General features: G+C 45.1%; 19 protein-coding genes and 2 pseudogenes. 10 read left to right on the forward strand and 11 right to left on the reverse strand.

Annotation, left to right across the window (positions count from 1 at the left end):
* Positions 1–122 precede the first annotated feature (122 nt).
* The 4 genes and pseudogenes from LEPTO7376_RS06880 to LEPTO7376_RS28950 form a co-directional block, all read right to left on the reverse strand.
* A complete protein-coding gene (locus tag LEPTO7376_RS06880; RefSeq protein ID WP_015133492.1) occupies positions 123–1148 on the reverse strand; it encodes a chlorophyll a/b binding light-harvesting protein in 1026 nt (341 codons plus the stop codon).
* Between the two features lie 767 nt (positions 1149–1915).
* A complete protein-coding gene (locus LEPTO7376_RS28940) occupies positions 1916–2380 on the reverse strand; it encodes a Tn3 family transposase (RefSeq protein WP_083891145.1) in 465 nt (154 codons plus the stop codon).
* Positions 2262–3271, reverse strand: a pseudogene (locus LEPTO7376_RS28945) (Tn3 family transposase). The gene LEPTO7376_RS28940 and the pseudogene LEPTO7376_RS28945 overlap by 119 nt, the downstream one beginning before the upstream one ends.
* A gap of 131 nt (positions 3272–3402) precedes the next feature.
* A complete protein-coding gene (locus tag LEPTO7376_RS28950) occupies positions 3403–4842 on the reverse strand; it encodes a DUF4158 domain-containing protein (RefSeq protein WP_398339188.1) in 1440 nt (479 codons plus the stop codon).
* Positions 4843–5083: 241 nt separating this feature from the next.
* Between LEPTO7376_RS28950 and LEPTO7376_RS06890 the strand changes: the two are divergent.
* Positions 5084–5674, forward strand: a pseudogene (locus tag LEPTO7376_RS06890) (IS1 family transposase); the annotation flags it as partial.
* 37 nt (positions 5675–5711) lie between these two features.
* Here LEPTO7376_RS06890 and LEPTO7376_RS23295 read toward each other — a convergent pair.
* Positions 5712–6665: a glycosyltransferase family A protein gene (locus LEPTO7376_RS23295; RefSeq protein ID WP_015133493.1), complete on the reverse strand. Its 954-nt coding sequence runs from the start codon at positions 6663–6665 to the stop codon at positions 5712–5714.
* Positions 6666–6992: 327 nt separating this feature from the next.
* Here LEPTO7376_RS23295 and nagA point away from each other — a divergent pair, with 327 nt between their 5' ends.
* Complete coding sequence (nagA, locus tag LEPTO7376_RS06900; RefSeq protein WP_015133494.1) at positions 6993–8165, forward strand: N-acetylglucosamine-6-phosphate deacetylase; 1173 nt, start codon at positions 6993–6995, stop codon at positions 8163–8165.
* An 18-nt stretch (positions 8166–8183) separates the two neighbouring features.
* Here the strand turns inward: nagA and LEPTO7376_RS06905 are convergent, their stop codons facing one another.
* Positions 8184–9218, reverse strand: coding sequence for an AraC family transcriptional regulator (locus tag LEPTO7376_RS06905; protein ID WP_015133495.1), 1035 nt, complete (start codon positions 9216–9218; stop codon positions 8184–8186).
* 153 nt (positions 9219–9371) lie between these two features.
* Here LEPTO7376_RS06905 and LEPTO7376_RS23300 point away from each other — a divergent pair, with 153 nt between their 5' ends.
* Positions 9372–9959, forward strand: a complete 588-nt coding sequence (locus LEPTO7376_RS23300; protein WP_015133496.1) for a cupin domain-containing protein — start codon at positions 9372–9374, stop codon at positions 9957–9959.
* A gap of 109 nt (positions 9960–10068) precedes the next feature.
* Here LEPTO7376_RS23300 and LEPTO7376_RS06915 read toward each other — a convergent pair whose 3' ends face one another.
* From LEPTO7376_RS06915 to rpmF, 4 genes are all read right to left on the reverse strand, one after another.
* The gene (locus tag LEPTO7376_RS06915) at positions 10069–10434 is read right to left on the reverse strand and encodes a glyoxalase superfamily protein (protein WP_015133497.1); all 366 of its coding nucleotides are present in this window, start codon (positions 10432–10434) and stop codon (positions 10069–10071) included.
* 135 nt (positions 10435–10569) lie between these two features.
* A complete protein-coding gene (locus tag LEPTO7376_RS06920; protein WP_015133498.1) occupies positions 10570–11232 on the reverse strand; it encodes a M23 family metallopeptidase in 663 nt (220 codons plus the stop codon).
* 281 nt (positions 11233–11513) lie between these two features.
* Positions 11514–12443 carry a DUF1361 domain-containing protein gene (locus LEPTO7376_RS06925; RefSeq protein ID WP_015133499.1) on the reverse strand — a complete coding sequence of 310 codons (930 nt, stop codon included), beginning with the start codon at positions 12441–12443 and terminating at the stop codon, positions 11514–11516.
* Between the two features lie 216 nt (positions 12444–12659).
* A complete protein-coding gene (gene rpmF, locus LEPTO7376_RS06930; RefSeq protein WP_015133500.1) occupies positions 12660–12830 on the reverse strand; it encodes a 50S ribosomal protein L32 in 171 nt (56 codons plus the stop codon).
* 266 nt (positions 12831–13096) lie between these two features.
* Between rpmF and LEPTO7376_RS06935 the strand changes: the two genes are divergently transcribed.
* A complete protein-coding gene (locus LEPTO7376_RS06935) occupies positions 13097–15760 on the forward strand; it encodes a peptidase C14 (RefSeq protein WP_015133501.1) in 2664 nt (887 codons plus the stop codon).
* Between the two features lie 85 nt (positions 15761–15845).
* Complete coding sequence (locus LEPTO7376_RS06940) at positions 15846–16934, forward strand: DUF389 domain-containing protein (protein WP_015133502.1); 1089 nt, start codon at positions 15846–15848, stop codon at positions 16932–16934.
* A 134-nt stretch (positions 16935–17068) separates the two neighbouring features.
* Here the strand turns inward: LEPTO7376_RS06940 and LEPTO7376_RS06945 are convergent, their stop codons facing one another.
* On the reverse strand, positions 17069–19072 hold the full coding sequence (locus tag LEPTO7376_RS06945; protein ID WP_015133503.1) for an NAD(P)H-quinone oxidoreductase subunit 5: 2004 nt from the start codon (positions 19070–19072) through the stop codon (positions 17069–17071).
* A 666-nt stretch (positions 19073–19738) separates the two neighbouring features.
* Here LEPTO7376_RS06945 and petH point away from each other — a divergent pair.
* The 5 genes from petH (at position 19739) to LEPTO7376_RS06970 (ending at position 24938) form a co-directional block, all read left to right on the forward strand.
* Entirely contained in the window at positions 19739–20914 is a 1176-nt protein-coding gene (gene petH, locus LEPTO7376_RS06950; RefSeq protein ID WP_015133505.1) for a ferredoxin--NADP reductase, read from the forward strand.
* 284 nt (positions 20915–21198) lie between these two features.
* Positions 21199–21711, forward strand: coding sequence for a GAF domain-containing protein (locus tag LEPTO7376_RS06955; protein ID WP_015133506.1), 513 nt, complete (start codon positions 21199–21201; stop codon positions 21709–21711).
* Positions 21712–21785: 74 nt separating this feature from the next.
* Positions 21786–22541 carry a winged helix-turn-helix domain-containing protein gene (locus LEPTO7376_RS06960; RefSeq protein WP_015133507.1) on the forward strand — a complete coding sequence of 252 codons (756 nt, stop codon included), beginning with the start codon at positions 21786–21788 and terminating at the stop codon, positions 22539–22541.
* A 60-nt stretch (positions 22542–22601) separates the two neighbouring features.
* A complete protein-coding gene (gene murD / locus LEPTO7376_RS06965; RefSeq protein ID WP_015133508.1) occupies positions 22602–23948 on the forward strand; it encodes a UDP-N-acetylmuramoyl-L-alanine--D-glutamate ligase in 1347 nt (448 codons plus the stop codon).
* Between the two features lie 78 nt (positions 23949–24026).
* On the forward strand, positions 24027–24938 hold the full coding sequence (locus LEPTO7376_RS06970) for an oxidoreductase (protein WP_015133509.1): 912 nt from the start codon (positions 24027–24029) through the stop codon (positions 24936–24938).
* Positions 24939–24940: the final 2 nt, after the last annotated feature.

A 24940-nucleotide genomic window follows, 5' to 3' on the forward strand; every position in this document is an offset into this window, starting at 1 on the left:
ATTTGTATATCGAGAAAAGAAGAAAAAAAGGGTTCCAAATCACTGGAAGGAACCCGATTATCGTTGAGAGGAAAAACTTTCTTGTAAGAGTAACAACCAATGTCTAAGTCAATGTCTAAAACTTAAGCATCAATCGTAGAGAGGGCTTTCTCTACACGACGGAAATCAAAACCCATTGCCCTGAGAGCATGCCATAGGTGACCTTGTAGGAAGAAGAAGGCAAAGAAGAAGTGCATATTTGCTAGCCATGCCCGTGAAGTATGGTGATTTAATCCCAGGTCGACAGTGTCGGTGAAATAAGGAACAATGCTTAATTTCACATCAAGGACTGGCCCATAAAATTCAACGGGATAAGCTGCTGTATTAACTGCACAGAAGTACGCCGCAACGAAACCAGCAAGAGCGATACCACCGAGAGAATAGGACAAAATTGCCTCGCCAGAAAAAAGGAGTACTTTTTTCGCCCAGCTGAGTGGGGGGACAATAATGTGCCAGATTCCACCACCAATGAGGAGAGCGCCAACATAGATATGTCCACCAACGATATCTTCGAGGTTATCTACGGTTGCAAAGTGAGTTTGGTAACCGTAAATGCTTGCAGGGTTTAGTGTTGGTTCGGTGACAATTCGCACAGTTTCGGTTGCAGCGTCATACAACCCACCGAAATACATTGCTTTTGCAACGAGAAGAAGTGCTCCTAGTCCTAATAAGAGCAAGTGATGGCCTAGGATCATGCCCAATTGTTTTGGCTCTTCCCACTCGAAATGGAATTTTTTTGCAGTTCCATCTGTGATCTTGAGATCTTCTGGTGCTTTGAGAGTGTGGAAAAGTCCACCTGCACCGAGTACGGCAGAAGAAATAAGGTGTATTGCTCCGATAACAAAATAGGGATAGGTGTTAATTGCCCCATCTTGACCGACGCCCAAACCTAGTGTGGCTAGGTGTGGTAACAAAATGAGATTTTGCTCACCCATTGCAATAGTTGGGTCGAAGGAAGAAATCTCAAAGAGTGTAAAGGCTCCTGCCCAAAACACGATAAGCGCAGTGTGAGCGACGTGTGCCCCAATAAATTTGCCAGACAAATCTACGAACCGGGCATTGCCTGCCCACCAATCGTATTTAACGCCTGGATTGTCATAAGTCTGCATAGTTATAAGCTCACGAGTAAAACTCGATGCTAAATATTTTATTGATTATCTTTTGCAATAATCTTTCTGGAGCTATTCTACAAAGATTCGCAATAAGATCAAGTTAAGTTATGTAAACAAAGAGATTCTAGGAGAGAAGGCTTTGACTGAAAGTCTTGGTTTGTATCGTTTAGAAAGGGCTTCGAGTATTTTGATTCTTGCTCTACACGTATCTATAGAGATGCTGTTTGAGCTATTTTTAGCTTTTGGGAGACAATAATTGAGAAATATTCTTGCTTTTGGGTCTTGTGAAATTAGAATGCTATTGCTTTAGTGATTTGATGAGAGGTTTGGGTCTATATGAGGAGGGATGTTGGAGATTGGGCGATCGCCTAATCGAGATAGTTCGCGGCGTCAGCAACAAGCAACATAGCGTTGGATATTGAAAAAAAATGAGCAACCAATAATTCTAAAGGAGAAACTCGCTAGGTCGAACATCTTCGTAGCGTAGGATATTCAAGTTTTCCGGCAGAGTCGGTAGGGTTTCTTTCGAGGGCGACGCAATCAGCACACCTCGATCGTCATACATGGGATAATGCAAGCGTAGCTGCAACGAAGTGCCATAAGCATGGTGCAAGCTTTCACATGCAGCAAATAGGGTGTATTTCCATAAGTTAAACTTATGTCTCCAAAGATGGTTTTTTCCGTCTCAGAGATGCAAAAGAGATGGTCACAAAAATCTAGTCATCAGCTTGCAATATCCTCAATCAGCAATCGTTCAGTCATGACTAAGCGAAAATGCCATAGGGATTGACATGAGAATAAATCAGCGGTGTTAATGCTCTTAGCTCATCCACACCCATTTGTTGCATCCATTGCGGGTCAGAGAGAACCTCCTGAATCAGCAGTGTGTTTATGTAAACTAAACTGATCTGGAGCAGATGTAGGCAGAGCATGGAGATCTCTTGTAGTGCGACTCTGCTGGCGGTGAGGTCACCATTTTTGGCATAGAAGATAAAATCATTGGCACTGTTCCAGTTCTCAACAACATTCAAACCTTCCTGAATCTCTTGCCTAACTCGCTCATCATGTAGATACCGACACAAGAAGACGGTTTTCACTGCTCTACCCAGCTCAGCTAAAGCGAGATAAACTGGGTGTTTGGCATGATTGCGCGTAAAGCGAGCAAGAATCACTTCTGGCTCGGCAGTGTCTTGTTTTAAGAGCAGTGGCAAACTTGACCATGGCATCATACTGCGCTCGAATCAGCTGCCAGCGGATAGGTCGCTTGATGATTGATGCGAGATTCTCCAATTGCTGTTTTTGTCCCTTTTCTGATAGATAGAGCTTCTGCTTCTGAATGTTCCTAATCCGAGGCATTAACTGAAAACCTAAGAGATGAGCAAAGGCAAAGCCGACCTCACTTTGGCCATGGGTATCAACATAGCTTTTGTTGATGGACATTTGAGAGCAATGTCTGAGCACCCCCTTAATCATGGAAGCGACTTCTGAGGAGGAGCAACGCTTGAGCTGGGAATGAATGCAGACAGCCTTTTTTTCTACATGCCAGTAGATCATGACCCCTCGCGCCCTTTGTAGCGAGCGTGCCATTCCGTCATCAAATTCTGGTCCCAAGTGCCAAACTGCTTGGAGTCAGAAGCGCAGGCAGTAGTGGCTTCGCCCCAGATGTGAGGTAATCTGACGCGGAAGATGGCATTGGCCACATCACCAATTGCCTGAGACAATGCCGTTTTCGAGACAAACTTGCGTTGGATATAGCGAAGCTCAGAGGCACTGACCCCATGTTCACCGTGGGCAATCCTCTGAATACCGAGGTTAGTCCCTGCTGCATAGAGACAGAGTAACAGCCGTTTGCGTAACTCCCCTGGAGCCAGTGCTTCACGACTCCCTATACTTTTGAAGTGCCCAGTGAACTGAAGCCGCATTTCTGTCTCTTTCAGCACATCGAGCAATGGCACTATTGACCAGCGATTGGTAATCTCTTTCTTCAATGCCATCAAACGCTCTGGTTCCGGCTGTTTGGGAACCGGTATCAGATGAATCCACCCTCCTCGATTGTTCAGGAGTTTCACTTTTGGATTGTTTGACAGTCCTTGGTTGAACTCGGTGAGTGCTTCTGTCATTTCCGACTGAAGGTCCTCAATAAAAGTCGCAGCATCTAGTGGCTGCTGAAGGTCTTGATAATACTGCTTTCGCTTGCTTTCAAAGTCTCGAGGCAAGTCATCATCGGGATTGCAATAGCGTTTAGCTCCCTTCACCCATAATTCCTTACAGCTAATTCCTTACAGCGCAGTTTTTCGCGGATAGTGCGTAAGACTCCTAGCTCATAATGAGCACGGTCAACCCTAGGTTCACCTCCCTTTCCAGTGACCATTACAGTTTCCTGCCAATCCATGCTCAGTACTCCATCCATCGGCACATCTATCTCTGCTGCATAAGGTTCAGCACTGGGAAATTCAGCAGAGATTTTTAGCACCTTGATAGCCTTTAGTAATGGCTGCAAATTGAGACTATCAGAGCGAAACTCCAGAGCCTTGAGAATCAGCGGTAATAGGCGACGATAGTAGCGGGTATAAGCAAGGCGCATCTTACTATGGAGGCGTTCTCTAAAGCTTTGGCCACCTTCACCTAAATGCTCCACAATAGTCTCTAGCTGGGTCTCGTGCGCTACTGGATAGATTACTTCTTGGACTGTGCCTTCTGGCTGAGCAAGCGCTGCCATTGCAATCTGATAAAGCAGTTGGTCATGGTTTTCTGTTGTCTGGGCTGTTGCAATGAGCTCTGAAGAGGCTCGCTTGCGGCTACGGCTTTCTAGCCGGTGCACCAACAGAATAAACAATTCAATGATGTTATCCACTATCTCCTGCGAGCGCTGAGAACAGAACGCCGATAACAACAGGTAGCGAATTGCTATTGGGTGTCGACGAATCTCTGTGAGTGACTCGGTTTCGACCCGCTGCCGATAGCGCTCTACCAGACGACTATTTAGGTCTTTGAACAGCTCTATGGGTAGCACTAACTCTTCGATTGTTGAGAGTTTTGATAACTCTGCCTTCAAGCTGTTGAGACCTACTCTCCCCACCTCTTCCTTGAGTTGGTTCAGCGGAATTTTATCGGGGTCTAAAACCCAGGAATCTGACTGTGGTCCAGTGAGTTTATCCAATCCTTTGCGGCATTTCACTGGCAATTGTTTCATTATCGAATCGCATAGCTGGAGCTCAAACTGGTGATGAGCTGAATTAATCAGTCGTTCGATTTGCGCATAGGTCGGCGGTTCCAGCTTGCGGCTTCTTAGCTCTTCATAGAGCGATGCCTTCAGTTGTCTATCATTAATTACCCGTGGCACAACCTCTTCAATTAGCCACTGACGTAGATTATCAAGCTCTTTTTTGCCCGTACGCCGAAAGCTGTATCGCTGGCGAATTTCGACTCGGTGGCGCTTGATGCCTCTTCCTTTCCAGTCATACTGGCCATAGCCTTCTACATCTACTGACAGCTGCTCTGCAATAAAAGTACGAACCATACGAGGAATCTCATATTGCTTTTCCGGAAATCGTCCTTTCCACTGAAAAAATTTCAGTAAGAGGGCAAAACCTAGACGATTAACCCCACGCTTTTGCAAGACAAGGAGTCGGTCATCTTGGTCAATTGTCCAATGCTCAACTAGCTCTTGATTTTCCCATTTTCGTTTCATTCCAGGCCTTTAGAATCACGTCTCTGGCGAGCGTCAGGTCACACCAGTCAATATAAGTGAAACTTATCATTTAACCGATTGCTAGTTTTTTACGGTGGCGGAAAACATGGGCTGGAACCCATACAGGACAAATGTTTTAAGCTTATGGCACTTCGTTACAGCTACGCTTGCATTACCCCTACATGAAATAGACTAATTCCGGCATTGCAGAATAGAGGTATGAATGGATGATGCTGACCCAATGCAATGTCCGGAATGTCAATCTACTCATATCCGTAAGAACGAAAAAAAGAGGCAAACACAATCACATCTGTGTAGATTGTGGCCGTCAGTTTATCGACCACTACAGTAAGCTCGGCTACTCCAATGCCTTCAAACGTGAATGCCTCAAAATGTATGTCAATGGCATGGGCTTTCGGGCCATTGAACGGGTGAAAGGAGTACACCACACTCGTCATCACTTGGGTCAAACAAGTCAGTGAGTTACTATCGGATGCTTATGAACCTGAGCAAGTTTCTCAGGTTGGTGAACTCGATGAACTTCAAACCTTTGTCGGTGCAAAAAAACAAGGTCTGGCTCTGGACAGCAGTAGAGCATTTTCAACCGGGTATTCTCGCCTGGACTGTTGGTGATAGAGGTGCAGAGGCATTCCAGCCACTATGGGGCATCGTTAGTCTCTGGAAATGTTTCTTCTACATCACAGATGGCTGGAAAGTGTATCCCATGTTTATACCGGATAGTGACTAGGTTGTCAGTAAGACCTACATGACTCATGTTGAAGGGGAGAATATTCGATTGCGGCACTATCTCGCTCGACTTCATCGAAAGACTTGATGTTATTCAAAGTCTCTGGAAATGTTAGAGCATCTCAAAACTTTTTTTTCTCCTCTATATAGAAAAGATTTTTGAATTGAGAGAAAAATGAATAAATATATAGGAGAGGAATAAACAATAAATATTTGATCTTAATAGGATTTCCAAACCATGACCAAAACAAAAAAAATGCAGCTTTTATAGGTTTCTTTTTATATACATTTTTTGCGACAATCAAATGAGAATAAGACAAAGCATCCATCCTAATGGATCGAGGAACTCTATTTATCGAACGATGTTTTCTTAATGCAAGCGCATGATATTCTGCGAGTAAAGAAATACTAGAAACAGAAGAGATATGCCCTCTTCTTAGATTAGATGTGATATCAGAAATATAATAAAAAGAATAGCCAGCACCTACAATATTTAAAAAATATTCAAAGTCTTGTGATCTTCTAAATGAGGCATCGAACCCTCCAACATCCTCATAGACTCCTCGCTTCATGACGACAGCAGATGGCTGAATAAAATTATAGGGAGACCAAAATAAGCTATTGGGAAAATCATTAATATGCTCTTCACTAGGGCCTTGCATACCAATCTTTTCGCCTGTTTGGTCATCTACGACATTCATTGTCGAGTAAACAATATCAGCTTGTTCTTTTTCGATATATTTCAGCGCGACTTCAAGGTGATTGCTTTCCCATAAGTCGTCGGCATCGCAAAAAGCAAACAATGAGCCTTTTGCTATTTTCATTGCTTCGTTTCTTGCCACTGCAGCATTAGAGTTTTGGCTGAGTTTCTCGTAGACAATACTTCTACTTGGATGCTCTTTTATATATTCTTGAATAACTAATTCTGTATTATCTTCGGATGCATCATCAACAATAACAAGTTCCCAATTTTCTATTGATTGTTTCCGAATAGACTCCAAAGTTTCAACAATATATTTTTCAGCATTATATACTGGAATAATAATACTAATTAGTTTGTTTTTTGAACTATTCATAGGTTGGATTTATGCAATTCAAATTAATATTGAATTCCAATAGTTGTGGCTATACCAAAAGTTTTCGAGATAGGTTGAAGAGTTTTATGACAATCACTTAATATCTTCACAAATATAAGTCAAGCCTCAGAAAAAATCAAATTACTATAGTATCAAATACACAATAAAGAAAGTCAGATCAAAGATAAAATTATGATTGATGATTTTAATCTTTAGAACAGCTAAGTTTTATCGTTATGCTATGTTTACGACTTCCAGATATATTGTAAAAATCTTTCGAAGAACTATAGTCGAAAACTTCGCTGTACTACTTATAGGTATTTACTCGTGTACGTCACACCGACTACCAATCATAAACAAACTGAGAACACCACACAAACTTTAATCAATGCTCAAGTGGTGGGACTTCCAGATAAGTATTGGCTACGACTGGATGACAATCGGTGTTTAATGCATCTTGAACCGCTGATATCGCCGATTCCACCAGAATTTCAGGATGAAATGCTCGATATAGAAGGGGATTGGCTCTCGCTGGGTGGCATAGATTTACAGATTAATGGGGGTTTAGGGCTAGCATTCCCTGAGGTCACTCAAGATGATTTACCCAAACTACGAGAGATTTGTGATTATCTTTGGGCGCAAGGGGTTGATGGGTTTTGTCCAACAATCGTAACTACGTCCCTCGAAAATATTCGGCGATCGCTCTCTGTTTTTGCGGAGCTATGGGGCAATCCTCAACCCAATACAGCAGAAATTTTAGGGGTACATCTTGAGGGGCCTTTTCTAAATCACGCTAAACGTGGGGCACACCCTGAACAATATTTACAGCCACTAACCCTTGAGAACTTAAAGCAGGCGATCGCCGATTTTGCACCCATTATCAAAATCATCACCCTCGCTCCCGAACTCGACCCGAGCAATGAGTGCATTGAATACTTGCATTCTCAAAATATTACCGTTAGCCTCGGTCATTCCCTCGCTACTGAATCCCAAGCAAATCAAGCCTTCGCCTATGGTGCTTCAATGATTACCCACGCATTTAATGCAATGCCTAGTTTGCATCACCGTGAGGCGGGAATGTTAGGTGCAGCAATGGTTTATCCCGATGTTTATTGTGGATTTATCGCGGATGGTCAACACGTCAATCGCACCATGCTCGAAGTATTTTTACGCGCTGCGAAGCATCCATTTCTTGTGAGTGATGCCCTTGCACCCATCGGTTTGCCAGACGGTGTTTATCCTTGGGACGATCGCCAAATTACCGTGACTAATGGAACAGCTCGCTTAGAAAATGACACATTATCTGGCACGACTCTCCCACTACTTGAAGGTGTTAAAAATCTCGTCAAATGGGGAATTTGTGATCTCGAAGAGGCGATCGCCCTTGCGACAGTCGCACCGAGACAAGCCTTAAATCTCCCCACTCTAACCACAGGTCAACCCATGAATCTTTTACGCTGGCAGCAGAAAGGCAAGAGAGTGACATTCAGCAGACTGTAAAAAACACGAGTAAAAAATTCAGACCAAAGCTTTGCGATATTGCGAAGGGGATTTACCTGTCCAACGTTTAAAGGCACGACGAAAAGAACGATTTTCTGAATAGCCCACCAGATAAGCAATCTCTTCAACACTCAACTGGCGATCGCCCAATAACTCTTTTGCATTTTCTTCTCTAGTCGTTTCGAGAAGCCTCTGGATTGTTGTGCCATGCTCTTGAGCGCGACGTTGCAACACCCGCAAACTCACATTCATCTTTTTCGCCAAACCATCTGCACTATATTCCCCCCGTTCCGCATTTTCACAAATCACTCGCCGAATATCTGCCAGTGGATCATCTCGTTGTGTTTGGAGGCGATCGCTGGCTAATTTGAGATGATTTTGAATAAATTGAAATAACTGTGGATCACATTTTGGGATCGGTTTATCCAAAGCTGCCATCGCAAACACAAACGCATTTTTCGGCTGCTGAAACAACACAGGTATCCCAAAAAACTTTTCATATTCCTGCTGAGCACCAAACGGAGAATGGGAATATTCGATTTGCAGCAGCGCCTCATTTACACTGAGCACCTCCCGCAAAAAACGAGTCCCTAAAGCTAACGCAAATTCCCCTGCTCGCCCGCCATCTAGCTCATCCATTGGGTGATATATCTGTAAGCGCGCTGTCTCAGCTGTTTCGACCAGTTCCAATTGCACCCGCTCTGATAAAACAAACCGATATTGAATCAAACATTGCAAGGCTTCCCGCAAATTTTGGGCATATTGCGCCCCATAAGCCAGCGTCCCAAAACAAGAAAATGGTGTTGCGCTAGCCATATGCAGAGACAAAATTTCGTCGGGATAAACCTTGCTCAATAACTGCCAAATTTTTGGTACAAAGTATTGCGATAATCGCGCTTCTGGATCAATTAAATCCTCAAGACGCAGCCCAGTCATCGCCGTAATTTTCTCCATCGAAATGCTGCGGGCGATCGCATAATTCACCGTACTTCCCACCACACTCCCCAACATCGTCGGTGCATTGTCGTGAAATGTCCGGTTTTGGTCGTCCATCGTCCTCGTCGCCATCAGCAATATCAGCGAAATTAGAGATAACAGCTACAGAGCAAGGTTTGTAAGCCTTTCCTCACAGCTGCCGAGCATCTTCCTCCAGTGTAAGAAATGCTCAATATCGACAACAATAACTTTTCTTTTTGGAGTTTCCCCATGACCACGGCAACACAAATCCGCGACCGTTACACCGTTAGCAACCTGCTCAAAAAACCTGGCGAAGGCGAAAGAACATCCACTGATATGGTCATCAAAGCCCGCGCGAGAGATATGGGTGGTGATTTCTCAGTGATGGAAGGCGTGATTAACCCTAAAGAACTACTAGCTCCCCATTTCCATAAGTATGAAGATCAACTTGTGTATGTCATCACCAGTGAATTGGAATTCGAAGTTGGCGGCAAAGATGGCTTCCACTTTACGGCTCCTGCGGGTAGCTATGTGCAGAAACCACGCGGCATTCTACATGCTTTCTGGAATGCAACGAATGAACCTTGCCGCTATATCGAATTATCTGGTCGCGAAGGTTTTGAGGGATTTGTCGATGGCGTCGCCCAAGGTCAACTCAAAAGTGCTTTAACAGCAGAGACAGATTGGGGTCTCAAGTTCGACTTGGATGATATTTTACGGTTGATGAAAGAGAACAATCTCACAAGCTTGGCGATGTCCGAAATGCCAGAACTCCCTAATTTCCCTGATTTGCCAGCCCCCTTGGCTAAGCTCTTCAATATTGCTCAAAAAAAATAGCACATAATCTTTTCGGAGTTATCTCTGTAATCTTCAGCTTGCGCAAAAGTTGGGGATTACAGTGTTTTTCTATAAATCAGAAAGAGGGCGATCGCCGCCAAAAATAGAACTATTGAAGCCGTTCTGAAAAAGTAAGGCGATTCCCAAAAGGATCCGAAATTGCCATTTCGAGAGTACCCCATTCCGTTTTTTCAAATCCTGGACGAGCATATTTGTATTCTTTGCTCAACAATGTTTGTTGATAAGCTTCCAGCCCTTTCATATCAATGATTAACGAACTGCCAGGACAACCATCTCCATGGTGTTCCGTGAGATGAAGATGACAATCACCTTTTGCAATTTGCATATAAATCGGAAAATCATCCTCAAATTTGTGTTCCCAATCGACGGTGAACTCTAAAAATTCGATATAAAATTCCCGCGCTTTTTGTTCGTCAAATATTCTGAGACAAGGAATAACTTCGATTAGCTTCATAGTATTGATTGCCTTTTCCACTCTTACAATTTGTCTCGGGTTTTATTTATTGGCAATAAAAAAGGAGAAATTACTTTCTCCTTTTTCTCGATAATTAATCAAAAGTAGTGGCCACTCCTAGTCCAAATGCGAACTTTAGGAAGGCTGCACCAAACTGTCTAAATCTTCAATTGATGCAGTGCGTTGGTTGTACATCGCCTGCAAAACAAGGGCAGGATCAACATACTGACCAGAATACTTAAGACCCCAATGGAGGTGCGGCCCAGTGGTGCGTCCTGTCATGCCGATACGACCAATACGCGTCCCAGCAGGAATTTCTTGTCCTAACCACAATTGAATACCACCATTGCGATCCATGAGATAGGTGCCCTGTTCTGAGCTCGCAACATAACCGCTGAGATGACAGTAGATATGCTCCCATTCACCAGATTTGACCCAAATCATCGTGCCACAAGCGGTGTTGTCAGATAGCTTTGTCACTTTGCCACCCCACCAATTGCGGATGTAGCTGCCTAACGGTGCTGCGATGTCGATGCCTCGGTGAAATTGTCGTTGTCCACTGACCGGGGAACTGCGATATCCAAATCCAGAGGTATAACTTTGAAAATTCTCGACAGGGAAAGAAGCTTGCTTCCAGGTATTACTCGCTTGTAAGGATTCTCCGGCGATCGCCACAGGATTTGTGGTGCGATGGGGCACACTATTTAGACCGAGGACCAACGAAAAAGTAACAACGGCAAGGGCGATGGACTTGAGCCAATGATGACGCCAGATGAGGAAAGAACGTTGATTTAGCATAAATATCGAGAATCTAAAGGATTGACATACCTTGGTTTTGGGAAAAAATCCAGTTTGACCATTTATTGTAGTGGCTTCGTGGCTTTATGAGTAATGAGTAGCATTACCTGTTTGTCAAGATTAATCATTGCTTTAGGGTTTATTTTCCTGTTCAGACAGCGATCGCCTACCAAAATGTTCCGATCCCCAAGCGATTCACCAAGATGGAATCTCGCCATATATTTCGGCAATCACCCATTAAACTCAGGATTTTTTCTTGATCTGTTGTCTGCTGAAATTATTTATTCCAAGTGAGTTTCCGATGCAGATTCCGCCGCCGAAATTGTTTGAAGTTTATTCGGTAAATCAAAAATATCAATGCCTTGTTTCGCTAAATAAAACCGCAATCGCAAACCCAAGGTAATTTGTTTCATCACCCAATACAGTACCGCCAAAATCAAAAACGTCACCCCAATCACTGCCAAAGGACGCTTAGAGGTCAAAGTATTGAGAGTACTCGCCACCACACTTGTCGGATCAACAACCACATCCCAGCTATTAAATCGCAAAAATCGCCCTAAATAAATACCGATAGCACTAAGGAGATGAATGGTTAACTCCGTTGGCAAAATCCACAATTTTCCAGCTCGTTCTCGCAAATAATCATTGAGATTCAAAATTGAGAGGACATAGGCTTCAAACGCAACGGCGATCGCCGTGACATGGAGCGGAATAAAGACTAGCGCCACCACCCAAGTCGGAATTAGCCCAGAACTTGTCCCGCGAATTAGATGGATAATGTCCGTCAATACATAGGGCGCGTTCGGTAAAAAACAGATAAAACAAACAAACCCAATCCACCACAAACCTGATTTAAGCGTTTTCTCTTTTCGGAAGAGCCAGAAATTCAAGGTGAGTGTGAATACAATAATCGCCCCAAACCACAACGCATTTAATAACATCGCTGGATTCGTGGCGATCGCCCTATCCACTTTATTTAAAACAAGATCAATAACCCACGGTGTGCGGAGTTGCGTCCCGACAATCCCGATGAATCCCAGCCCAAAACACGCTCCAAACAACTTCCATTTAGTTAACGTTTGCCGCCGAAATAAAACAACACTCATTAACAACGGCAGAAATGCCAAAAACAAATTCCATAAAATCCAGCCGCTATACACATTATTGAGCGCAGCATAGATCGAAAAAAACAAAGACTTCAGCGTAGCCATTGGTATTGGGTGCCCAGAACAAAACGTGACGACATTTTTCTACTGTAGGTCGCAAATTTCAGAGTTGGTGTCCCAATCCGCAAAAACAGATCGATCGCAAGCTGGCTAAATATAGCCAAATAAAAAAGGCAGACATTTTGCAATGACTACCTAAAAGCATAAATATACAAATTTTGAATAAGAGATAAAGGCTTAAAAATAAAACGAAATTTACTTTTACTCTTCGTCGTCATCTTCAGGGGAAGGATAAACGAAGGTGGAACGACCAGTGAGCACAGACTTACCCTGAGAGAGGGCTTTCTGAGCGGCGAGGGCTGCCTTGCGGTTCCAGTGGGCACGACGTTGATCGCGCTTTGTCTTGGAGGTTTTCTTCTTAGGAGCTGCCATAGTACTTTGCTGTACGATTTTTTACAGAACTTCAAGTATAAAGTCTCTGCTCTCAAATCGTAACCCCCTAGAGAAACTTTTACGCGAATAATAGCCTGATTTATCCCTATTTTTTGCGTGCAACGAGAAAATTTTGGACTGACAAAATATTGTGATTCGGCTTATTGCGTAAACTGTGGTTGCGATCGCATGAGCGGAATGAAAAGAGGTTGCTATACTGAGCGACAAACGGGGACAAAACAATCGGCTCTAAATTCTCTACGACCATGACAAACTACAACTTCATCGGCATTGGTATAAATAGTTACCGAAATCTGCAGCCGCTCTCCTATGCCCAAGCAGATATCGAAGGTTTAGAGCAATTTTTCTGTGAAGAAGCACGTATACACCCCGACCAAACTCTAACTTTCACAGACAACTCCCCTTGGGTAAATGAAGAACCCACATACCCAACGAAAAAGAATTTATTAGATTGGCTCGCTCGCGGCCTCAACAATGGTTCCCCCAATAGCACTCGCAGCGGTTCCTCTATTCTCTGGTTCGCGTTTAGTGGCTATGCGGTAAATCACCTCGGTGAAGATTATTTATTGCCCATCGATGCACAGCTAGATAATCCAGCAGCCACAGGGATTCCCGTCAAACAAGTTTTTAATGCATTACGGCAACAAGGAGCCAGCAAAATTATTGCGCTTCTCGACATGAACCGCTCTACTGCCGTAGTCGGCAATGGCGAAGTAGGTGAACAAACCCTCGATCTCGCCGGACAAATGGGAATTGCCGCGATTTTATCCTGTAAGCCAGATCAGTTTTCTCATGAAACTGCAGCGTTACGTCATGGCATGTTTACGGCTTCAGTTCTTGAAGCGCTCCGCTATCACCGCAGCAATCTGACGCTCGATCTACTCAATAACTATTTGGGTGATCGCCTCAAAGAATTGAGCGAACATCACTGGCGACCTGTCCAAACTCCAGTGATGGTGCTGCCTTCCCTTGCAGCAAGTCGGGAATTAATCGTACCTTCCGGTGATTCAACCAGAATCCATTGGCAAGCCGCTGTCCCCATTGGCGCAAGTTTAGTTGGCCAGGCAAATGGAAAAGATATTGAATTGCCACCCTTCACCAATGGCCATGGGAATTCCAGCCACATCAATATGGGCATTAACGATGAAGGAAAAATCCCCGCAGATCAACCAGCAGAAGTTGTTATCGACGATTTAGAGGGATATCCCTACGCAGAAGATACTGATGCGAACCATGATTTTGATGCAGCAGCCATTAATGAAAATGATTTGTTTGTAGGTGAAACAGACATTGACCCTACCGAACCCGCGATGATGCCCTCAAATTTTGCGTCGTCACCACGCAAGAAAAAGCAACCTTGGTATCTAGCTGGTTGGCGCTGGCTCATGCTCTTACTGTTGCTATTACTTGGTGGTTTGGCTTGGCAACTCTTTCAGGGCAAAGGCTTTAACCTGAATAATATTTTGCAGCCCATCGGCATCGAGTTGCCGGGCAACGATAACACGACCGATGGCAACGGCAACAACACAGCAACCTCTGGGAATAACGGCGAAACAAATCTGGATGGTAGCCCAGCAAACTCTGGCAACGACACAACAGCAGATGGCTCTGAAGCAAATGGCGGCAACCCAGTCAATGGTTCCGATGCTAACGGCAATAATGGTAATGCTACAAGCTCCGGAGATGGCACTGGGGTTAACGGCGCGGCAGGAAATGATGGTAATGCCGCAGCTCCAAGCAATGCTTCTAATCCAGATGGCGCAGATGGATCAGCAGACAACGGCACAGAAAATAACAACGGCAATGTAGCCGCAAACCCTGGTAACAGCTCTGGCGTTAATGGTGCAGCAACAGGCGATGGTAGCAATGCGACTAATTCTGGCAATGCTGGCACAAACAATGCCTCCGCAGGGAATGGTAATAACGCCGCCAATGCTGATAATGATGCCGCTTCTGGGGCAAACGGTGTTAATACAGCAACGCCTGGCAATAATGGTGCTGGAGCAAATGCTGGAACTGGTACAGCAGCAAATACTAGCGGTAATGGCTCTGGGGCATCGGGTACGGGTTCAACAGCATCCAATGGAAATGGTTCAGCTTCTTCTACAGCGACAGGTAACCAAGCCGCAAATAGTGCTGGTGATGATGCCAATGCGAATAATGGCAGTGGCAACAGCCAAGGCCATGCCACTGGGACGAATGGTTCAACTGATAATGCAGCAACAGGAACGAATACAGCTGGTGGAACTAATGCAGCAGGGCAAACAACGAACCCAAGTGTGCTTGTTCCTAATGGTCAGGAAGTGCAAGCGAAAAATGCAGCAATTCTCCTTGAAGCCAATCAAGTCCTTCGTTCGAGCCAAGCATCTAGTTTTAATCAGGCGATCGCCGCGACCCGCAACATTAAACAAGGAACACCACTCTATAACGAAGCCCGTACTCAGATTAACCGTTGGAGCCGTGTAATCCTCGACATCGCCGAAGCAAGAGCGATTAAGGGAGATCTCAAAGGGGCGATCGCCGCCGCGCGTTTAGTGCCACCCGATGTACCGCAGGTTCATGGCTTAGCGCAAAATGCCATTAAAAAATGGGAACAGCAAGTTGGAAAAACAGATATTAATCGCCAAATTATTATTAACGCTCAAGAGGAAATCATTCCGAACCAAGCATCTTCCTACAACCGAGCGATTAGTATCCTGAAAACGATTAAACCGAATGATCCTATTTTTGCGGAAGGTCAGTCACTGCAAGCTCAATGGAGTCGCACCATTTATCTCCTCGCTAATTCCCGCGCAGCCCAAGGAAACTTCAAACTTGCCGTCGAAACAGCAAAATTAGTCCCTGCTGATAGCCCATCCCACACTTCCGCAAAAGGGGCGATCGCCCGCTGGCAGCAAGGCATTCGATAAAAAACGCAGTACAAACAATACTTTGGGATCATGATGGGACTTATTGATTAAGATCGAATAATCCTAATCAATAAGTCCCAAACCTATGTGGTACAAGCGCTTACTGCGTCGGCGATCGCCGAGTCTTGGCCGGACAATCGAATGGTGGTTGCAATGCTGTGACCTTGTGGAAGGGTTTATTCCTCGCCCAGTAACAGGTCGTAAAACTCGCCGCCTCTATCGACAGCTTTTAGTGGAAGCAAGTTGGCGACTAAATTTTATTGTGTTGACGGTCAGCTCTTGTATGATCGCCACTTTTGGCCTGATTACAAATAGTACCGCTGTGATTATTGGGGCAATGCTTGTCGCACCATTAATGTTGCCTTTGCGAGGTTTAGCATTTGCAGCTCTAGAAGGTGAACTAAAATTATTTTGGCGATCGCTCTATTCGATTTCGGGGGCAACGGCGTTATCGTTGGCATTGTCTTGGATGATGGGCACAATTGTCGGGATCCCAGATTTTGGTTCAGAGTTGGTGGCACGCACTCAGCCAAATTTAATTGATTTGGGCATTGCGGTGGCAGCAGGCGGCATTAGTGGTTTTGCGAAGGTACGCCGAGGGATCAGCGATGCTTTGGCCGGGACGGCGATCGCCGTGGCTTTAATGCCTCCCTTATGCGTGGTGGGTTTATCTCTATCACAAGGCTTTTTCAACTTCGCCAAGGGCGCATTTTTGCTCTATCTAACAAACCTTCTAGGCATTACCCTCGCCTGTATGGTGGTCTACATCATTGCGGGTTATGCAGAAGCCAATCACACCCTCGGATGGGCGATCGCCTTAACCATGACTTTGTTTGTTCCTCTCGGTGCGCGCTTCCTTGAACTTGTCCAACAAATGCAGTTACAGCGGGCCATCACCTCCCAGCTCACCACTGAAACTGTTACGGTTGGTCAAGATGTCGAAAATGTCAGAATTCGGGTGGATTGGACAGACTCACCACCAATTATTTACGTCAGTTTACAGTCAAAAAAAGAAATCACGGCCAAGCAAGTTCTTCTCGTCGAGGCCTTTTTGCGCAGGCGAACCAAACAAAATTTCAAAGTAATTTTTCGTGTCAGTCCGATCCAAGAGGTGAAATCAGAGGATATTAATCCCGGAAACTTAGATTTGCCCATCATGCAAGAGCAACAATAAAGAAACTAATCACAGACACCAGAATTTTTTTCAATTTCAATTCATAAAAAAAGCTCTCCCCTACGAGTTGTAAAGGAGAACTGGAGGTTTAAGTCTGTTAAAACTCAAGCTTTTTAATTTCAAAAGATTGTGATTTAGACGACGCTAAACACCACGACAAAACCGAGAAGCGCTCCGAAAACAACCAATGCGTAGAACTGCACTCGACCATTTTCAAAGTATTTCAAGCCTTCGCCACTGAGGAGCGTCGCAATACCGGTTAAGTTCACTGCACCGTCAACCACACGATAGTCAACCTCAAGAATTTGACGGGCAATACGACGGGTTCCCATGACGAAAACACTGTCATAAATTTCGTCGAAATACCATTTGTTGAGGGATAGACGATACAACGCAGGAATTTTGTTGGCGATCGCCCCAGCATCCACCTTTCTCTGGAGATACATCAGTGATGCCACTGTGATCCCGATGAGCGCAATACCTACAGAGTTTCCACCCATAATCAAAAATTCATTCAGATTAAAGTGCTCTGCATGTTCCGCAGCTTCCGCAACTTCATTAGGTGAAAATACAAAACTTTCAAAACGATTTGCCCAAGGCATCCCCAACAAACCAATAAAGGTTGAAGGTACAGCCAAAGCCATTAGTGGAAACGTCATCGTCAGAGGAGACTCATGGGGCTTAGAACCATGATGGTCGCCACCTTTTAATTCTTTACCAGCTGCTACTAGCAACTCCGCTTGAAGCTTTTCATCCGTCCCGCGAAACTCTCCTTCAAAGGTCATAAAGTACATACGGAACATATAGAACGCGGTTAAACCAGCTGTTGCCCAGCCAATCAACCACAGCGCTGGATTCGCCTCAAACGCTAAACCAAGAATTTCATCCTTAGACCAAAAACCAGCAAACGGCGGAATACCACAAATCGCTAACGTACCAATCAAAAACGTGGTGGAAGTGATCGGCATATATTTCCGTAGACCACCCATCAAACGCATATCCTGCGCCAAGATAGGTTCGTGACCAACTACTTCTTCCATACCATGAATCACAGAGCCAGAGCCAAGGAAGAGCATCGCTTTAAAGTAAGCATGAGTCACAAGGTGGAAAAGACCAGCAGTGTAAGCACCCATGCCCATGGCCATCACCATGTAGCCCAATTGGGACATCGTGGAATAGGCAAGACCTTTTTTAATATCGTTCTGGGTTACCGCAATTGTTGCGCCTAGGAAGGCGGTTGTTGCGCCTGTCCAAGCGATAACGCTCATTGCTTCGGGAATCGGCTCGAACACAGGATACATCCGTGCCACGAGGAAAACACCAGCTGCCACCATCGTTGCTGCGTGAATGAGGGCAGAAATTGGGGTTGGGCCTTCCATTGCATCAGGTAACCACACATGAAGCGGGAATTGTGCGGACTTTGCGACGGGGCCAAGGAATACTAGTACGGCAAAAACGATGGCCAATAGACTGCTAATCTGGCCAGTCGTGACCAAATCTACAAGGCGATCGCCAGCGACATCAAACTCAAAACTGCCTGTCGCCCAGTAGAGACCGAGCATCCCAAGCAGGAGACCAAAGTCACCCACACGGTTTGTGACAAAAGCCTTTTGGCAAGCATCTGCGGCCGCCTTACGGTCATACCAGAAGCCAATGAGGAGGTAGGAACACATCCCGACCAATTCCCAGAAAATATAGACTTGTACGAGGTTTGGACTGAAAACAAGCCCCAACATCGACGAGCTAAAAATACTGAGATAGGCATAAAAGCGAACATAGCCTGGATCATGGGCCATATAGCCGTCGGTATAGATCATCACCAGCAACGCCACCGTCGTCACAATGACCGACATTAACGAGCTGAGGTGATCTACGGTGTAACCCATCCGGAGATGGAAATCACCAGCCGCCGCCCATTCGAGAGTGTAGGTAAATGCCTCATGACCTTGCCACTGACTCCAGAGCAGAGCAAATGACATCGTCATGGACGCACCAATTAGACTCAGAATCAGTACCGCGTTCAGCTGCCGCAGATTATTTGTAAATTTATTAAAAGAAATAAGTCCAATCCCGATGATCATTGCTCCGAGTAGAGGGAGCACCGGAATTAGCCACGCATATTGATAGAGCGGTTCCATTACGAATGCCTAGGATTTTTGACTTCTACAAGTTCATAGTTATTGACGCCACACGACTAGATAAATCCGGGTTTTCTCTTTAGAAAAGGAAAGGTTTAACCCTTGTTTACGCGCTGCCACTAAGACCGATTAAAGTGATGGCAATAGGCTTCAATAAGTTATAGAATTTGCCCCTCATTGTGACATATCCACCAGGGAATTCAAGCTCATGTCTTATCCGATGGGTATTGCCATTATTTCCGGTATCGTTTCCAACGATCTAGACGAATCAACCCAGACAAATCAAGTCTTGTGGCGATCGCCAAACGCACCTCTACAAAAGCTTTAGAAAATCTTAAAAATCTGGAGCAACGAATAAAACGTTTAGAGTGCCCAACCCCTTATCCAATAAGAAATATGACTTACTCTCTAGAAGACCAAGTTTTGCAACACTAATAAGTAAAACGTATTTAATAGCTCAAAACTTGTCAGGATCGCCCCATAGTAGGAATAAATGCCCACCTTAAGACCCATTTAAGATGAACCGCTCAATGCTAGTCTATATACCACAAAGCACATATAATCTTGACTCTATAACAGGGCGTAATCGCAAAAGCGTCGATTAGTAATCCTAAAGTAAGAGCTCAGAAAGCTGATAAAACAAAGATATTGGGAAACTGCACATATATGTACGGTATGACAAACACAGTGAATTCGGCAGCCAACCGAAGCTTTATCTATGAAGTGGTCGGCCTCGGCAGCAACGGTTGCGACAACAATTCCCTTGTTCGGAAAAGCGGCAGTGTTTTTTTTACTGTGCCCTATTCCAGAATGAATCAGGAAATGAAGCGCATCATGAGCATGGGCGGCAAAATCCTTAGCATTCGCCCCGCTGCTTCTGGTGATGTTCCAGCAAGCGCTCAACCATTAGCGACAACAAGTGGTTCTTCTTCCATTGTTCACCCCAAAGAGACAGATACTAAGGTACCTGTCAACATTTACCGACCTAAAACACCATTCACTGGTAAATGTATCGAGAACTATGAACTTGTGGCAGAAGGCGGTAGCGGTACAGTTCGTCACGTGACGTTTGATATTTCTGAAGGAGATCTCCGTTACCTAGAAGGTCAAAGTCTTGGCATCATTCCCCCCGGTGTTGACGAAAAGCGTGGTAAGCCTCATAAGTTGAGACTCTATTCCATTGCTTCGACTCGCCACGGCGATATGGAAGACAACAAAACAATTTCTCTCTGTGTTCGTCAGCTTGAGTACCAAGATCCTGAAACTGGTGAGACAGTACAAGGTGTTTGTTCTACATATCTTTGTAACTTGCCCGTCGGTGATGACCAAGTGCTGATGACTGGCCCCGTCGGTAAAGAGATGCTCTTACCTGATGATGAGGAAGCAACTATTGTCATGCTCGCAACGGGTACTGGTATTGCGCCTTTCCGTGCTTTCTTATGGCGTCTCTTCAAGGAACAACATGAGGGTTACAAGTTCAGAGGTAAGGCGTGGTTAATCTTTGGTGTTCCTTACACTGCGAACATTCTTTATAAGGATGACTTCGAAAAGATGGCTGCGGACTACCCTGATAACTTCCAACTTACCTATGCGATTAGTCGCGAGCAGAAGACAGCGGAAGGCGGCAAGATGTACGTTCAAAGCCGTGTAAGTGAGTATGCAGATGAACTCTTTGAACTCATCCAGAAGCCCAATACTCACGTTTATATGTGTGGTCTCAAAGGTATGGAGCCTCCTATCGCTGAAACATTCACTGCTGAAGCTGAGAAGCGCGGCATGAACTGGGATGAGATGCGTAAGGCAATGAAGAAAGAGCACCGCTGGCACGTTGAAGTCTACTAGGCGATCGCCTGGTAAGATATTTCAACAGATCAGTTGTTTGACTTCTAAATTTTGAATAAAAAAGGGCTACTGTCGTTACGGCGATCGCGAGCCCTTTTTTATTGCTAAATATTTTGGACTACTGATATTCTTTGCCCAAAATCAAAAGTATCTCTTTGAAAATCATGGTTCTCATAAATTTTGAGGGATAGTAAGGTCAAGATCACAGCATCAATACAAAATTGCCTTGATCAGATCCATGGTTATTAATCATTTCGTACCCCAGCATTTGCTTGAGCAAAATAATGTTTGATCGTAGTTTGAATCGTATAAATGAGCGTTTAAACAAAACCCTTACTCGCGATCGCCTATTGCAAGATGTGACCAGTAACCTGCGGCAACAGTTAAAGGTTAATCGTGTCGTGCTCTATTACTTTTACCGTGAATGGAAAGGACAAGTCGTCGTTGAGTCTTTAAGCAATTCCAAATCTTCTATTCTGGGTTCGACGGGAGCGGATGATTGCTTTAATGGCGACTATGCTCAGTTTTACCTAGATGGTCGCGTTGCCCAGGTGGATGATGTCGAGGAGGCAGGCTATGAGGAATGTCACCTTGAGTTTTTACGTTCGATTCATGTGCGAGCAAATTTAGTGGTGCCTGTGATTGTTCATCAGCGTCTCTGGGGTTTGCTTATTGCCCAACATAATGAAGTGCGTTCCTGGACAGCAGGCGATCGCCAAGCAATTGTGCTCCAAGCTGAACATTTGGCAGAAGCACCAGTCCTCACCGAGCCAGCCAACCAAAGAAAAAGTGTATAGCAGGCTACACAACACTAGCCAGATTCACTCCTTTTGATGTATATGTTTGCGTAACCTTGTACATTAGAAAACATATGCTTTCCCTTGATTTAATGTCACATACTTTAGACGCTGAATTATCGACTAAGGCTCGCATTTTAGTAGTCGAGGACGAAGAAGTAATTCGTGACATGATTGTCATGGGTTTGCAAGAAGAAGGTTACGAAGTTTTCTTTGCCGATGATGGTCGTACAGGATTAAATATGCTCCAAAATCCGGAGTTCAATGCACCGGATATGCCCTTAGATTTATTGATTCTCGATATTATGTTGCCGGAAGTGAATGGCTTGGATCTCTGCCGTTTCCTTCGTTACCAAGGCAATACAATTCCCATTTTGATTTTGAGCGCAAAAGCCAGTGAAACAGATCGCGTTTTAGGGCTAGAAGTCGGTGCGGATGACTATTTAACGAAGCCGTTTAGTTTGCGAGAGTTGGTGGCACGTTGTCGAGCATTGTTACGTCGCCAGCAATTTATCAAGAGCACACCCCAGCAAACGGTGCGTCAGTTTAAAGACATTTCTTTATTCCCAGAAGAATGTCGAGTGATGGTACGGGGTGAAGAGGCAAATTTATCCCCCAAGGAATACCGTCTACTGGAATTGTTTATGAGCTATCCACGGCGGGTGTGGTCACGGGATCAGCTGATTGATCAGATTTGGGGTGCAGATTTTCTAGGCGATACAAAGACGGTTGATGTGCATATCCGTTGGTTGCGCGAGAAATTGGAAATGGATCCGAGTCAACCAGAATATTTAATTACAGTGCGTGGTTTTGGCTATCGTTTCGGCTAGGATTGTGACTCCAAAATCCGATACAATCAGCGATATTTAACGTCGTTGCATTGTAAGGATATGGGTCAGGCTTTAATTATTGGTGTTGGTCGTTCTGGCATTGCCGCAGCGAAGTTGTTGCGGCATCAGGGCTGGGATGTTGTGCTGGGCGATCGCCAAGAAAATGAAGCATTGGCTCAGTTGCAATCAGAACTCAAACTCCAAGGCATCACTGTCAAACTTGGTCACACGCCAGATCTCGATAGTGACCAGCCGGATTTGGTGGTCGCGAGTCCGGGTGTTCCTTGGGATGTTCCTTTTCTAAAAGCAGCCAGAGAAAAGAAGGTCGATACCATCGGTGAGATGGAATTAGCCTGGCGATCGCTGAACAATATCCCTTGGGTCGGCATTACCGGCACCAACGGAAAGACAACCACCACCGCTCTCATTGCAGCGATTTTTAAAACGGCGGGTTTGGATGCACCAGCTTGCGGCAATATCGGTAATGCGGCCTGTGAAGTGGCGATGCGTGAGAAAACTCCAGAGTGGGCGATCGCCGAAGTAAGTAGTTATCAGATCGAATCTTCCGCAGAATTAGCGCCACAGATCGGCATCTGGACAACCTTTACGCCAGACCATTTGGCACGCCACAAAACACTCGAAAATTATTACGACATCAAAGCCTCTCTTCTAAAACGTAGTCGGCGACAAATTTTGAATGGCGATGATTCCTATCTCCGCTCAAAAGCCAGTGAATGGCCGAATGCCTACTGGACATCGGTTAAAGGTGAAGCAGATTTGCCCTGCGATAAATCAAAAGGGGTCTGCATCGAAGACGCTTGGGTGAAAGCGTTTGGGGAATTGATTATGCCAATTTCGCTCCTGAAAATGGTGGGCGATCATAATCTCCAAAATCTGCTCATGGCGATCGCCGCCGCACGGTTAGCGGGAATTGAGAAAGGGGCGATCGCCGAGGCTATTGCGACTTTTCCTGGGGTGCCTCACCGTCTAGAAATTATTCGCTCTTATCAAGGTGTGCAGTTTATTAATGACAGCAAGGCCACAAATTACGATGCGGCGGAAGTTGGTTTAGCGGCGGTTGATGCACCGGCAATTTTGATTGCTGGCGGTGACCCGAAGAAAGGAGATGCCAGTCAGTGGATTGAAAAAATCAAAACCCAGGCAAGCAAAGTTCTTTTAATTGGAGCAGCGGCCAATCAGTTTTCCGAGTCATTTGATGCGGCTGATTTCAAAGCCTATGAAGTGTTGGAAACTTTAGATCAGGCGATCGCCCGAAGTGTTGAATTAATCCCTCAGCTAAGTCCAAAAGTGGTATTACTTTCGCCAGCCTGCGCGAGCTTCGACCAATACAGCAGCTTCGAGGAACGGGGTGAACATTTCCGAAAGCTCTGCCAAGATCTCGCCTAAGTCAGCTAATCCACAGCACAAATTTTTGTCTTGCGGCACAATCTAAAACAGTCAAGATTTACCGCGAGGAATAACCCCATGAGTTTCAGTGTAGAGAATGCCCCCAGTCAACAAGGGAAAACGGCGATCGTCACCGGCTCAAATACAGGGTTAGGTTACGAAACGGCATTGGGTCTCGCTAAACTTGGCGCAACGGTGATACTAGCTTGCCGCAATTTAGAGAAGGCGGAAGCGGCTAAAACCAAAATTCTCAGTGAAGTCCCCAGTGCCGCAGTAAGCGTGATGGCATTGGATTTGAATAGCCTAGATTCCGTGCGTCAGTTTGCAGCAGATTTTCGCACTCAGCATCAGCAATTGGATTTGTTGATTAATAACGCGGGCATCATGTTTCCGCCCTACACCCAGACAGCAGAGGGCTTCGAAAGTCAGATTGGGGTCAATTATCTCGGCCATTTTCTGCTCACACAGCTCTTGATTGATTTAATGCCTGACACGCCTGATTCGCGGATTGTGTCCCTCAGCAGCAACGCCCATAAGTTCGGCAAACTCAATTTTGATGACTTGCAATCGGAGAAAAATTATTCTGCAACGGCAGCCTATGGTCAAAGTAAACTTGCGTGCTTGATGTTTGCGGATGAGTTGCAACGACGTTTGGCAGCGAGTGGGAAACAAAAAATTTCTGTGGCGGCTCACCCCGGCGTTGCGCAAACAGAATTAGCTCGCCATATGCCTGGCTGGTTGGTTTGGATTATGGGCTTTACCGTTGCGCCATTTATTACCCATCCCGTTGACCAGGCAGCTTTGCCCACATTAATGGCGGCGATCGCCTCAGATGTGAAAGGCGGCGAATATTTTGGGCCCCAAGGCACTGCTGAAATGACAGGCAAACCCGGCCGAGCGGAAAAGGCTAGCCATGCCCTCGATCAAGACGCTGCGACGAAATTATGGCAAGTTTCTGAACAGCTCACAGGGGAAAAATTTATCGTTTAAAG

The sequence above is a fragment of the [Leptolyngbya] sp. PCC 7376 genome, assembly GCF_000316605.1.
Lineage (GTDB): Bacteria > Cyanobacteriota > Cyanobacteriia > Cyanobacteriales > MRBY01 > MRBY01.